This window comes from Microbacterium sp. UBA1097 (genome assembly GCF_002313585.1).
Taxonomy (GTDB): Bacteria; Actinomycetota; Actinomycetes; order Actinomycetales; family Microbacteriaceae; genus Microbacterium.
This window is the reverse complement of sequence record NZ_DCBW01000043.1, coordinates 17,741-29,278: the sequence shown is the minus strand read 5'-3', so window position 1 is coordinate 29,278 and position 11,538 is coordinate 17,741. Positions and strand designations below refer to the sequence as shown.

At 68.1% G+C, this 11,538-nt stretch carries 13 protein-coding genes and 1 riboswitch; of the genes, 6 read left to right on the top strand and 7 right to left on the bottom strand.

What is annotated here, in order from left to right:
- Positions 1-29: 29 nt before the first annotated feature.
- Complete coding sequence (locus B4F19_RS10455) at positions 30-992, bottom strand: IS481 family transposase (protein ID WP_292734696.1); 963 nt, start codon at positions 990-992, stop codon at positions 30-32.
- A gap of 178 nt (positions 993-1,170) precedes the next feature.
- Between B4F19_RS10455 and B4F19_RS10450 the strand changes: the two genes are divergently transcribed.
- Positions 1,171-1,743: a hypothetical protein gene (locus B4F19_RS10450; RefSeq protein ID WP_228178339.1), complete on the top strand. Its 573-nt coding sequence runs from the start codon at positions 1,171-1,173 to the stop codon at positions 1,741-1,743.
- A gap of 165 nt (positions 1,744-1,908) precedes the next feature.
- Here the strand turns inward: B4F19_RS10450 and B4F19_RS10445 are convergent, their stop codons facing one another.
- Genes B4F19_RS10445 through B4F19_RS10435 form a run of 3 tightly spaced genes read right to left on the bottom strand, consistent with a single transcriptional unit; the run spans position 1,909 to position 3,322 of the window.
- On the bottom strand, positions 1,909-2,190 hold the full coding sequence (locus tag B4F19_RS10445) for a hypothetical protein (protein WP_228178340.1): 282 nt from the start codon (positions 2,188-2,190) through the stop codon (positions 1,909-1,911).
- Positions 2,187-2,678 carry a hypothetical protein gene (locus tag B4F19_RS10440; protein WP_228178341.1) on the bottom strand — a complete coding sequence of 164 codons (492 nt, stop codon included), beginning with the start codon at positions 2,676-2,678 and terminating at the stop codon, positions 2,187-2,189. The genes B4F19_RS10445 and B4F19_RS10440 overlap by 4 nt, the downstream gene beginning before the upstream one ends.
- Positions 2,679-2,704: 26 nt before the next feature.
- Positions 2,705-3,322, bottom strand: a complete 618-nt coding sequence (locus tag B4F19_RS10435; RefSeq protein ID WP_228178342.1) for a DUF6349 family protein — start codon at positions 3,320-3,322, stop codon at positions 2,705-2,707.
- A 310-nt stretch (positions 3,323-3,632) separates the two neighbouring features.
- Here B4F19_RS10435 and B4F19_RS10430 point away from each other — a divergent pair, with 310 nt between their 5' ends.
- Positions 3,633-4,022, top strand: a complete 390-nt coding sequence (locus B4F19_RS10430) for a hypothetical protein (protein ID WP_228178343.1) — start codon at positions 3,633-3,635, stop codon at positions 4,020-4,022.
- Here the strand turns inward: B4F19_RS10430 and B4F19_RS10425 are convergent.
- Entirely contained in the window at positions 4,015-4,833 is an 819-nt protein-coding gene (locus B4F19_RS10425; protein WP_228178344.1) for an ABC transporter permease, read from the bottom strand. The genes B4F19_RS10430 and B4F19_RS10425 overlap by 8 nt on opposite strands.
- The gene (locus tag B4F19_RS10420; RefSeq protein ID WP_228178345.1) at positions 4,830-5,864 is read right to left on the bottom strand and encodes an ABC transporter ATP-binding protein; all 1,035 of its coding nucleotides are present in this window, start codon (positions 5,862-5,864) and stop codon (positions 4,830-4,832) included. Before B4F19_RS10420 ends, B4F19_RS10425 begins: the two co-directional genes overlap by 4 nt.
- 125 nt (positions 5,865-5,989) lie before the next feature.
- On the opposite strand from B4F19_RS10420, the gene B4F19_RS10415 reads away from it, so the two are divergent.
- Positions 5,990-7,036 carry an enoyl-CoA hydratase/isomerase family protein gene (locus B4F19_RS10415; RefSeq protein WP_292734693.1) on the top strand — a complete coding sequence of 349 codons (1,047 nt, stop codon included), beginning with the start codon at positions 5,990-5,992 and terminating at the stop codon, positions 7,034-7,036.
- Positions 7,037-7,061: 25 nt separating this feature from the next.
- On the opposite strand, the gene B4F19_RS10410 is transcribed toward B4F19_RS10415, so the two are convergent.
- Positions 7,062-8,492: a D-alanyl-D-alanine carboxypeptidase family protein gene (locus tag B4F19_RS10410; protein WP_292734691.1), complete on the bottom strand. Its 1,431-nt coding sequence runs from the start codon at positions 8,490-8,492 to the stop codon at positions 7,062-7,064.
- Positions 8,493-8,530: 38 nt separating this feature from the next.
- A riboswitch (TPP riboswitch) is annotated at positions 8,531-8,641 on the top strand.
- On the opposite strand from B4F19_RS10410, the gene B4F19_RS10405 reads away from it, so the two are divergent.
- The 3 genes from B4F19_RS10405 to B4F19_RS10395 all read left to right on the top strand — a co-directional run bounded on the left by B4F19_RS10405 (position 8,633) and on the right by B4F19_RS10395 (position 11,512).
- Complete coding sequence (locus B4F19_RS10405; protein WP_292734689.1) at positions 8,633-9,253, top strand: ECF transporter S component; 621 nt, start codon at positions 8,633-8,635, stop codon at positions 9,251-9,253. (Overlaps the previous riboswitch by 9 nt.)
- A complete protein-coding gene (locus B4F19_RS10400; protein WP_295794061.1) occupies positions 9,213-10,730 on the top strand; it encodes an ABC transporter ATP-binding protein in 1,518 nt (505 codons plus the stop codon). The genes B4F19_RS10405 and B4F19_RS10400 overlap by 41 nt, the downstream gene beginning before the upstream one ends.
- Entirely contained in the window at positions 10,727-11,512 is a 786-nt protein-coding gene (locus B4F19_RS10395) for an energy-coupling factor transporter transmembrane component T family protein (RefSeq protein WP_292734686.1), read from the top strand. Before B4F19_RS10400 ends, B4F19_RS10395 begins: the two co-directional genes overlap by 4 nt.
- Positions 11,513-11,538: the final 26 nt, after the last annotated feature.

Genomic DNA, 11,538 nt, shown 5'->3' with positions numbered 1-11,538 from the left:
ACAAGGCACTACATATCAGGTGTACCCGGTCATGACGTTGGTTGCAGTCGGCTGATCGGGGGTTTGCCTCCGAGGGCTGAGTGGCGTCGTCCAGTGTTGTAGTGGTCGAGCCAGGGGTCAAGGGCTTCGGTGCGCTGCTGGTTCGAGGTGAAGGGCTGCCGGTAGGCCCATTCGGTCTGCAGGGTCCGGTTGAACCTCTCGACCTTGCCGTTCTGCCAGGGGCAATGCGGTTTGATGAACTTCTGCCGGATGCCGTGCGCAACGCAGACCTCGCGCAACGACCATCTGTACGCCCACGCGTTGTCGGTGATCAGCCGCTCGATGCGGGGGATGCCGTGCGCGGCGAAGTAGTCGATCGCACGTTCGAGGAACGCGGCGCAGGTGGGTCCCTTCTCGTCGCCGAGGACTTCGGAGTACGCGAGCCGGGAGTGGTCGTCGACGAGCGAGTGGACATAGTCGAACCCGATCTTGACGTTTCGGTGCCGGTCGACGACGTCGCGACCGAGAGCCCGCCATCCACCGCCGTCGGGGATGCGGCCGAGCTTCTTCACGTCCATGTGCACGAGCTCCCCGGGCCGCTCGCGCTCGTAACGAACCGTGGTGGTCTTGGATGCACGGATCCGTTCCCCGGTCATCGGATCCAACTCGGCCAGGCGAGGAAGCCCCGCACGAGCGATGATGCGCGACACGGTCCGGGCCGGCACTCCCGTCCGGGCTGCGACCTCGTCACGCCCCAGGCGCTCTGCTGTCCGCACCGCGACGACCGTGGCGATGACCTCGTCCGCAGTGCGGTTCGCGACATGGTGCGGACGCGACGATCGGTCATGAAGGCCGGCGTCGCCCTCGGCCCGATAGCGGTCAAGCCATCGCTTCACACAGCGACGAGATACCCCCATCGCCGAGGCGATATGCGCCTGCTTCCACCCGGCGCGGGCACGTTCAACGATCAGCAGCCTGCCACGGACAGTCAGGCGCGCATTAGCGTGGGACATCGAGGACCTCCGGTCAGCAGAGACGTCAGATATCTCCACTAAGCCCGGAGGTCCTCCCCATTCACAAGGCCCGCACCGCCACCAACCTCATGGCCCGGTACATCTAGGGCGTTCTGGGCATCCATGGTGGGGTGGGAGCGGCCTCGAGGGTGTCGTGTGTGGCCGGTAGCGTGTGGGCGTGGAGTCGCTTCAGCTGTCAGCGTGGGGCGATGAGAGCATGCGCGAGGTTGGCGGGATCTCTCACTACCTGCTGGGTGTGGTCGTTGCTGAGGACAGTCGGTGCGACGAGCTGCGGGAGCGGATGCGGGAGCTGCACACTCGCGGGCCGAAGCTTCATTGGCGTGATCTTGAGGGCGCCGAGCAGGCGCGGGTGATCGCGAGCATCGCGGCGTTCGATGCGTACCACGTGGTCGTGGTGGGGGCGCCGGTGAATCCCCGCAAGCAGGAGAGAGCGCGGGCGCTGTGCATCCAGCGGATGTTGTGGGAGCTCGAGCGGCAAGGCGTGACTCGGCTCACGCTCGAGTCGCGAGGTCGATCGCTGGACGGCGCCGATATGCGGACAGTGGAGCGGATGCGCGGGGCGCAGTCGCTGGGTCGGTCGCTGCGGGTGTTCCATGCGCTGCCCAGTGGTGAGCCGATGCTGTGGGTGGCTGACCAGACCCTCGGGGCGTACGGGGAGTCGATCGCGAACCGGAGTCAGTTCTTCGAGCCGATCCGTTCCGCGACCACGATCGTGGATATCCGGCTGTAGCAGCGCGAAAGCCGGGTCCCGTCAAACGGCGGGGGTCCCGGCTTCTACTTCCCTTCCCCCCAGCAGGGGGCGGGCTGCGTCCAGTCTAGGACATATCCGTTCACTGTTGGCTGTATACGGCCGTAGCCGTCGCGCTCGGCCGCGGGACGGCTACGGGTGCTGTCATCACGCCGGGTCGCCCTCGGGCGCCTCGGTTAGTCGGATGGGGTGGTCGGGTTCGAGGTAGAACTCGTCGAACGTGTCGCCGTCTTCGTTGTCGGCGGGCCAGAGGCCGATGTTGATCTTGTGGCCATCGAAGGCGAGCCAGGCGATTTCGCGGGGTGGGATGCGGACGGGGAGGAGCAGGTTGGGGCTGGGGATTTCCCAGCTGATCCAGGCACCGACGTGGGGGTGCCCCAGTTCCCCCGCGATGGTGGGGTTCTGGGGCACCTGAGCATTGCCGGTCACAGGGTCTCGCCTTCGGTGAGGTAGAGGCCGGTGTCGATGTAGTGCTGGCAGAATGCTGAGCTTTCCCGGTCGAGGATGCCGGGTTCGATGAGCGCGATCCACCGGTTGACTTCGGTGACGAACTGGGGGTCGTTGCGGTCGTCCCAATCAGTGTCGTTACGCGCCCACCGGTAGATGATTTCGCCGGCGAGGCTGGAGTAGCCGCCTGCGTGAAGGACTTGGGCGATGGAGAGCGCTTCGACGTATTGGAGGCCACCGAAGACCTCGACGTCGCAGCGGGCGACGACTGACCAGGTTTCCGCGAGGATGCGTACCGCGTCGGTCATAGTGGGGCGTTCGGGGGTTGCCACGGCCGCGGTGGCGCCGTTGTGGTGGCGGGCGACGTGGAGGCTGAGTTGTTCGGTGAGTTCGGTGTCGGTGAAGGCGACGAGGGTTTCGGGGCACATGCTGCAGGCTTCGGTGAGAGCGCGCGGTTCGGGGGTGCTCATGGTGATCTCCGTTCGGGGTGGTGTGGTCAGTTGTGGTCGCTGAGGTCGAAGCCGCCGTAGGGGCTGTAGTCGGGGACGTGACGCATGCCGCTGCCGCCCCGGTCGGTGAGGATGGGTGCGCCGGGGACGCGGAAGTTCTCGGGGTAGTTCGCGTCGAACCAGGCTTCGAGCGCGGGGGTCATTTTCCGGGTGCCCATGTGCCCGCGGAGTTTGCTGGGCAGGGTGGGGAGGTCGCGCCATCCGGGCATGGCGTGGTCGTGCCAGGCTTCGACGGCGGTGTTCTCGTCGTCGGTGATCGCTTGCCAGGAGCAGACGCTGCAGACGCTCTTGTAGAGGAGTTCGCCTACGCACGAGCAGGCGTGATACTCGGCGCCGTGGTGGTCGCAGCGGAGGTCTGTGATCCAGGTGGTGAGGTTGTGGTGCTCGAGGTCGAGTGCCCCGGCTGCGGGGGCAGGGCGCCACAGGTGGCATCGACGCCAGGTGCCGGGTGTTTGTTCGGCTCGCCAACGCTCGAGCGCTGCGGCGAGTTCGTCGGGGGTGTGGTAGGCGCTGGTGTAGTGCAGGGGTGCGCCGTCCCAGGTGGGTAGTGCGGCGATTTCGGCTTCAACGATCAGCTGGTCGATGGCGCTTGTGAGGTCGAGCATTGTGGTCTTTCCCTTCCCGAACATTTCCCTGGGCCTTGGCGGCAAGGAGATCTCCGTGGTCGGTGGAGCCGACCTATGATCGGATGCCGGCAAGGGACCAGGAGTCAGTGGAGGCTGCGGAGGAGCTCGAGCTCCCGGTTGGGCGCTCGGGACGCTGCAGTCGCTGTCGAAGGAGCAGTTGACGCGGAGAGTGCACGTGCTGTCGATCGCGCCAGAGCGTCTGCCGTTGGAGGGAGGGTGCAGAGGGATCGTTGCGGGCTTGTAAGCAAACTCCCCGTAAGGGCGCGAACGCCGCTGGCAGACTAGGTTCATGGTCACCCTGCTGCTTGACTCCGCCCACCTGGAGGTGGCGTTGTCGGGGTCTGAGCGGCTGCTTGCATTCCGGCGGCAGAATGTAGACCTCCCGCGCGACACGATTGCAAAGGTTCAGCTCACCGACGACGTGTGGACCTGGCTTCGCGGCGTGCCGAGCCCCGGCACGCATGTGCGCGGTGTCGTCGCCATGGGAACCTGGAAGTCAGCCGGCAGCGAGGATTTCGTCCTGGTGCGCGGGCGGCGGCCCGGTGTCGTGATCGACCTTGAGGAGCATCCGGACTACGAACGCATCGTGCTCACGACGCGACACGGTCTGGCGCTGGTCCAGGCGCTCCGGCTGGATGTCGAGGGCCCAGCCGAAGACGTCGCCGACCTCGTCAGCTGACGTCGCGGCGCCAGTTGAGCGCGTAGCCGAGCACGAGCAGCACAAGCGCGTAGCCGAGCAGGACGGCGCCGCCAGCCCACCATTCGAGTCCGCTCGTGCTGGCTCCTGCGCCCGCCATCTGGAAGATGCTGGCTCCGACGAGGGCATCGCTTGCCGCGCCCGGCAGGTAGTTCGTGACGGTGTCGAGTCCCTCCACGAACGCGCCTGCCGTGCGGGCGATCGGTTCGAGGAACTGCGTGAAGACAAGCACTCCGACGACGGCGGCTACCTGGTTGCGCACCAGCGTGCCGACCCCGATCCCGACGACCACCCAGATCGTCAGCGCGAGCACGACCCGGGCGATGAGCGCCCAGGTCGACCCGGCTCCCAAGTCGGTATCGATACCGAACACCGTGAGAAACCCCGCCGCGGGCCCGACCGATGACAGCGCGCCGACGATCCCGAAGCCCACGCCGACCACAATGCCCGCGACGATCTTCGCCCACAGGACGGTGCCGCGGCGGGGGGTTGCAAGGAACGTTGCCGTCAGAGTCTTGTGCCGGAACTCGGTCGTAACGATGAGGGTGCCCAGGATGAGCGGGATGACATAGCCGACGCTCGCCGCCAGCGAATACAGCAGGGGGGCGACGCCCTCGGTCGGGACCGGCGCACCGTCTCCAGGAAGGGTTCCGTTGCTGACGGCCCCGAACACGAACGCAAGCGCGCCTGCCGTGGAGGCGATGTAGACCACGAGCACGAGCCCCAACACCCACCACAGGGATGTCGAAAAGAACTTGGTGAACTCCGACCGGGTAACGGTGGCGACGGTCATCGGTTCGCCCCTTCCTCGTCGGCTGACGCACCGACGGGCGTATCGGCCTCGGAATCCGACGCCGTCGTGACCTCAGGCTGCTCCTCGGTCTCGATCGGGACCTCTGGCTGAGGCTCGTCCGTCAGCAGCCGCGGCGGCCTCGTTCCGTTGACGTACTCGAGGAAGATCTCTTCGAGGGCCGGCCCCCGGTCGGTCAGTGCCGAGAGGGCGATGCCGGCAGAGGCAGCGATCGCGCCCACACGAGCGGCGTCGAGGCCCTCCACCTGGATGCCGGTGCGCAGGATTTCGAGCGGAACACCCGCAGCCTCCAGCGCCGTGACGAGTGCGCCGCGGTCGGGAGAGTCGACGAGGGTGACCGGAACCTCCTGGTACGCGAGGTCGGCGAGCGACCCCTCGAAGACGAGGCGTCCGCCCGAGATGATGAGCGCGGCATCCACCGTCTGCTGCACTTCGGCGAGAAGGTGAGACGACACCAGGATCGTCCGCCCCTCGCCGGCCAGAGTCCGCAGGAACGACCGCATCCAGCGGATGCCTTCGGGATCGAGGCCATTGGTGGGCTCGTCGAGCACGAGCACGCCGGGGTCACCGAGCAGCGCGAACGCAACCCCGAGCCGCTGGCGCATCCCGAGGGAGTAGCCGCCGACCTTGCGTCCCGCAGCGTGCGAGAGTCCGACCAGCTCCAGTACCTCATCGACGCGCGAACGCGGGATGCCGGCAGCTTGTGCATACACCGTGAGATGGGCTGCTCCCGTGCGGCCAGGATGAAACCCGGTCGCCTCGAGAACCGCACCGACCGTGTGCAGGGGATGGGTGAGTTCGTCGTAGCGGCGACCGCCGATGGTCGCCGAGCCGGAGGTGGGACGGATCAGACCCAGCAGCATCCGCAGCGTCGTGGTCTTGCCGGCCCCATTGGGTCCGAGAAACGCCGTGATGCGCCCCGGCTGGATGCTGCACGTGAGGTCGGCGACTGCCGAGATCGTCCCGAAGCGCTTGGTAAGCCCCGCGAACTCCAGAACCTGTCCGTCGGGCATGACGAGCCCCTCCCTGGGTGTGGATTGCGCACCAGTTTGGCCGACGCAGCCCTTACGGATGCGGCACCACGCCCGAGGGCGGTCGAAGACCCCCCTCCGTGGCGGTCCCTCGCTACCGTGGGACCGTGGAGAGTACACCGACGGTTGAGATCGAGCAGCGCGGCGAGATCGGCATCCTGACCCTGCAACGACCGCGGGCGCTGAACGCCCTCGATCTCGAGATGGTCGAGGTGCTTGCCGCGGCTCTTGAGCGGTGGGAGCGGGACGACAGCATCCGAGCTGTCGTTCTGCGCGGCGGCGGCGATCGCGGGTTCTGCGCCGGGGGCGATGTTCGCGGGCTGTACGAGACGCTGATCGGCGATCATCCCGAGCAGGTCGAGGCCTTCTTCCGCGCCGAGTACGCCCTCAACGCCCGGATCGCGGAGTATCGGCATCCGATCGTCGCGTTCGCCGACGGGATCACGATGGGCGGTGGAATCGGTCTTGCCGGCCATGCCTCGCACCGCATCGTCACCGAGCGATCGATGCTCGCGATGCCCGAAACGCGGATCGGCTTCACGCCGGATGTCGGCGGATCCTGGCTGCTCGGCCGTGCCCCCGGGCGGGTCGGCGAGTACCTGGCGCTCACCGGCAACACCGTCGGGCCGGCCGACGCCATAGCGGCGGGCCTTGCCGACCACCACGTCCCGAGCGTGCGGCTCGAAGGCCTGCTGTCGGCGCTCGAGGATAGGGTCGACCTCGACAGTGCGATCCAGGCCGTCGCGACAGATCCAGCTCCCGGAACCCTGACCGGTGAGCTGGAGTGGATCGACGTCGCGTTCGCCCAGCCGACCGTCGCCCAGATCGTCGACGCACTGCGCGGACGGCCCGAGGATGCCGCGCGCGAGACCGCTGGGCACCTCGGGACGCTTCCGCCCACAGCGCTCGCGGTGACGCTCGAGGCGGTCCGACGCGCGCGCAAGCTCCCCGACCTGCGGGCGACGCTTGCCCAGGAGTACGGGCTTGTGCTGTGGTTCGGGACGACGCAGCCCGATCTCGTGGAGGGCATTCGCGCGCAACTCGTCGACAAAGACCGCTCACCGCGCTGGAACCCCGCCCCCGGCCAGGAGCTTCCCGCCGACCTTCTCGATCAGGCTTACGGGTTCACGCCGCCGACGCCCCTCTGGGGCTGAGACACCTCGAGCGACGTCGCGTCGGTCAGTCGATCAGGCCGAAAAGCTGCAGCGGATGCGTCAACCGCCACCACGGTGAGGGCTGCTCGATCTCGGCGGAGACCGCAGCTTCAACGGTGGTCGAGTTCACCGGACCGGTGAGGGTGAAGGTGCCCGCCGGTGACCCGGCTTCCCATTCGTCGACAGTGAGCGTTGATGACGAACTCGACGCCGCGCCGTTCCAGAGGATGACCGCGGCATCCGCGGTGGTGCGGATCTCCGGGTTCGATCCCCACGCGGTCTCGACGCTCCCCACGACCGTCCCGGCCGGGATGACATACGGGGTCGTCAGCTCCGCCTCGAGCTGAGCGAGAAGAGCCCGGGCCGAGCTGTCGCGCAGCTCGTCGCTCGGCTGGGCCAGGACCGTCGCATAGGTGCGGACCGTCGTGTCGCCGATCGTGAGGTCACGCGCGGTGGCCAGGTCGTCGACCTCGCGGCCGTTGACGAAGAGCGAACCCGTCTTGATGCCAACGACGCCCGGATCTGCCAGCAGATCGTTCGTGTTCGTGACCCCACCGGCGCCGGGCAGGTCCACCATCGGCGTCGCGACGATCTCGGCGATCACCGGATTCTCAAGAGCCTTGCGGCCGAGCGCGATCACACCAGCGGGGGTGCCGATGTTGTCGGAGTCGATACCCGATGGCTCCACGACCGTGATGCCGCTGATTCCGTGGGTTCTCAGCCAATCGGCTGCGGCGCTCTCGAAGACCTCGTCCGTCGGCCAGAACTGGTCGGCCAGGCGGGCCGCATAGTTGTTCGCAGAGCCGATCAGTAGCCCCTGCAGCATCTGGTATTCGGTGAGGGACCCGCCGACAGGGACGTCGAGCGCCGACTCGCCGCGCCCGCGGTAGTTCCAGTAGGTGGAGCGATCGCGCGAGGTGAACGCGTACTCCGGGCCGGTCTCGCCGAGCGCGAGTGGCTGACGGTCGAGCACCATGAGCGCGGTCACGAGCTTCGTGATGCTCGCCAGCGGCGCCGCATCCGTCGTCGAGGCCAGCGTGCCCTCGGGAGACGTCGACTCGAACCCGTCGACGGCGACTGCAGCCGAACCCTCGGCGGGCCAGGCAGGAGCCGCAGCGGATGCCGTGAGCGGCGCCACATCGACGGACTGCGCCGTCGGCATCACCGCTGTCAACGGCCAGAGCAGGGTTACCGCGGCGTATGCCGCGACGACAGCGAGCACGATGAGCGTCGGACCGATGACGGTTCCGCGCAGCAGCGAGCGGCGCGGCATCCCGTCCAGGAGGTCGCCCTGGTCCGGGTCGTCGTGCATCCGGCGCGCGGCAGGTGCGCTAGCAGGGCGAGCCCACTGCAGTGCTGCAGTGTCGGCGCGCTCCACCGCTCCCCCCGCGGCCGCACTCGAAGCCTGGTCGGCGTCGGTCGGGTCGGGGGCGGTCGGCGCCTCCGTGTCAGTCATCCCGCCCAGATTATCCGTACCTGGCGCGTATACTCGGCACCACGAACCACGGGAGTCCGGTGTGCCGGGCTGAGAGGAAGCGAATCCACGCTTCGACCGTCGAACCTGATCTGGGTCATGCCAGCGCAGGAAGGAGAACAATGTCTGTTTCGTCGTCCACCCCCACAGCGACCACGCGCCGGTTCCGTTGGCGGATCGTCGACATCGTCGTCGCCAGCGTCATCGGTGTGGCATCCGGCCTGATCTTCCTGGCCTGGAACGTCGGTTACGTCGGCCCGAGCACGCTGCTCGAGCCGCTGCTGCCGGGCCTGCAGGGTCTGCTTGACGGACCGTGGCTGTTCGCCGGAGTCCTGGGCGCTCTCGTCATCCGCAAGCCGGGTGCCGCGATCTACACCGAGCTGCTCGCTGCCGTCGTCTCGGCGCTGGTCGGCAATCAGTGGGGCGGGTTCCTGACGCTCGAGGCCGGCTTCGTGCAGGGGCTCGGCGCCGAGATCATCTTCCTGATCTTCGCTTACCGCGTCTGGACGCTTCCGGTCGCCATCCTCGCCGGAGCCGGCGCCGCGCTGGCCGGCGGCATCAACAATCTGATCCTCTGGTACGCGGGAGCCGACGTGACCTTCACGATCGTCTACCTGATCAGCACTGTCATCTCGGGTGCGGTGATCGCGGGTCTGCTCTCGTGGTTGTTGGTGCGGGCGCTTGCCGCGACGGGCGCGCTCGATGCCTTCCCTGCCGGGCGTGAAGTCCGGCAGCGCGTCTGACGTGACGGCGCAGTCTTCTCGGACTCCTCCGCCCAGCCCTCGTCCCGTTGCTGTCAGCATCGACGGCTGGGGCTGGCGGCACGGCAGTCGACGGGCGTGGGCGCTACGCGATATCGATTTGCAGATCAGTGCCGGCGAGAGAGTGCTGCTGCTGGGAGCATCGGGGTCGGGCAAGTCGACGCTTGTGAGAGCGATCGCCGGAGTGCTCGGCACAGACGAGGGCGAGAGCGAAGGCTCAGTTCGCCTCGACGGGTCCCCACCGAGTGCGGCGCGGGGCAGTGCCGGTCTGGTCTTGCAGGACCCCGACTCTCAAGTCGTGCTCGCGCGGGTCGGCGATGAGGTCGCGTTCGGTTGCGAGAACCTCGGCGTCCCCCGCGAAGAGATCTGGTCGCGCGTGCGCGAGGCCCTCGACCTGGTGGGACTTGACGTGCCGCTGGATCACTCGACGACCGCTCTGTCGGGAGGGCAGAAGCAGCGGCTGGCGCTCGCCGCCATCGTCGCGATGCGGCCGGGGCTCATCATCCTGGACGAACCGACGGCCAATCTCGACCCCGACGGCGTCGAGCAGGTGCGGGATGCCGTCGCCCGCGTCGTCGACCAAACGGGAGCCACCCTCGTTGTCGTCGAGCATCGGGTAGCGGCCTGGGAGTCGCTGGTCGATCGGGTCGTGGTCCTCGAGGCTGGCGTCGTCGTCGCCGACGGCTCGCCGGACGCGGTGCTGCGCGACCGAGGCGCCGATCTCGCCGCGGCCGGCGTCTGGGTCCCCGGCCATCGCCCGGCGTGGCCCCCGCGCGCCCTACACGCTCGGGGTTCGGTTCTGGTGTCGGCCCACGATCTGGTCGTCGCTCGGGTGCCGGGTCGGCCGGTTGCCGAGGTCCCGCGGCTCGACATCGTCGAAGCGGGTGTGACGGCGATCACCGGGCCGAACGGTGCCGGCAAATCGACCCTCGGGTTGACCCTTGCCGGTCTGATCCCGCCTGCCGCGGGCTCGGTTGTGGCGTCGCCAGCGCTCGCGGCGGGGGAGCGCGGTCATCCTCACGAGTGGTCCTCGCGCGCGCTGCTGACGCGCCTCGGCATGGTGTTTCAGGACCCCGAACACCAGTTGCTCGCACGGACTGTTCGCGGCGAGCTCGAGGTCGGGCCGCGCGCGCTGGGCCTCGCGGATTCGGAGATCACCGCGCGGGTCGATGAGCTGCTGCACCGTTTGCGATTGGACAAGCTCGCCGAGGCGAACCCTTACACGCTCTCGGGGGGCGAGAAACGGCGACTCACGGTCGCCGCGGCCCTCGCGACCCGGCCTCGGGTGCTCGTGCTCGATGAACCCACCTTCGGGCAGGATGCCCGGACCTGGGCAGAACTGGTCGCGCTGCTCGGCCGGGTTCGTGACGAGGGATCGGCGGTCGTAACGATCACGCACGATTTCGAGGTTGCCGATGCGTTGGATGCCGACCGTTTCGTGCTGGGTGGTTCGTCGTGATCGATGTCCACACCGGCGCGCCCTCACGGATTGCGCAGCTGAACCCGGTCGCCAAGCTGCTGGCGATCGTCGTGCTGACGATTCCGCTGGTGCTGACCCTGGATGCGGTGTCGGCCGGGGTCGCGCTGGCGATTGAACTCGCTCTGTTCCCTTTCGCTGGCCTCGGCTGGAGTCGTTTCTGGCGGCGCACGTGGATCGTGTGGCTGCTTGCGCCGCTCACCGGCGTGACGATCGCGCTGTACGGCCAGGCGAGTGGAGTGATCTTCCTGGAGTGGTTCGTGGTGCGGGTCAGCGAGGGATCGCTGACTCTGGCGCTTGCCACGATGCTTCGGGTGCTCGCGATAGCGCTGCCGTCGGTCGTTCTGTTCGCCACCGTTGACCCGACCGATCTTGCCGACGGGCTCGCGCAGGTGCTTCGACTCCCGGCCCGGTTCGTCCTCGGCGGGCTCGCCGGTCTGCGGATGGTCGGACTGTTCGTCGATGACTGGCGTGCGCTCGAGCTCGCGCGTCGCTCGCGCGGTGTGGCCGACCGCGGCCGTATCCGTCGGTTCCTCGGAATGGCTTTCGCGCTGCTCGTGCTCTCCATCCGCCGGGGCACCAAGCTCGCTGTCGCGATGGAGGCCCGCGGCTTCGGGGCGCCCGGCCCGCGCACGTGGGCGCGCGAGTCCCGGTTCGGACTGGCTGAGTGGTTGCTGGTACTCCTCGGTGCGGCAATCGCCGCGGTCGCCGTCACCGCCGCCGTCCTCACCGGCTCGTGGAACTTCATCCTCGGCCCGTCCTGAACCGCAGTCACCTCGGGGGTAGCCTG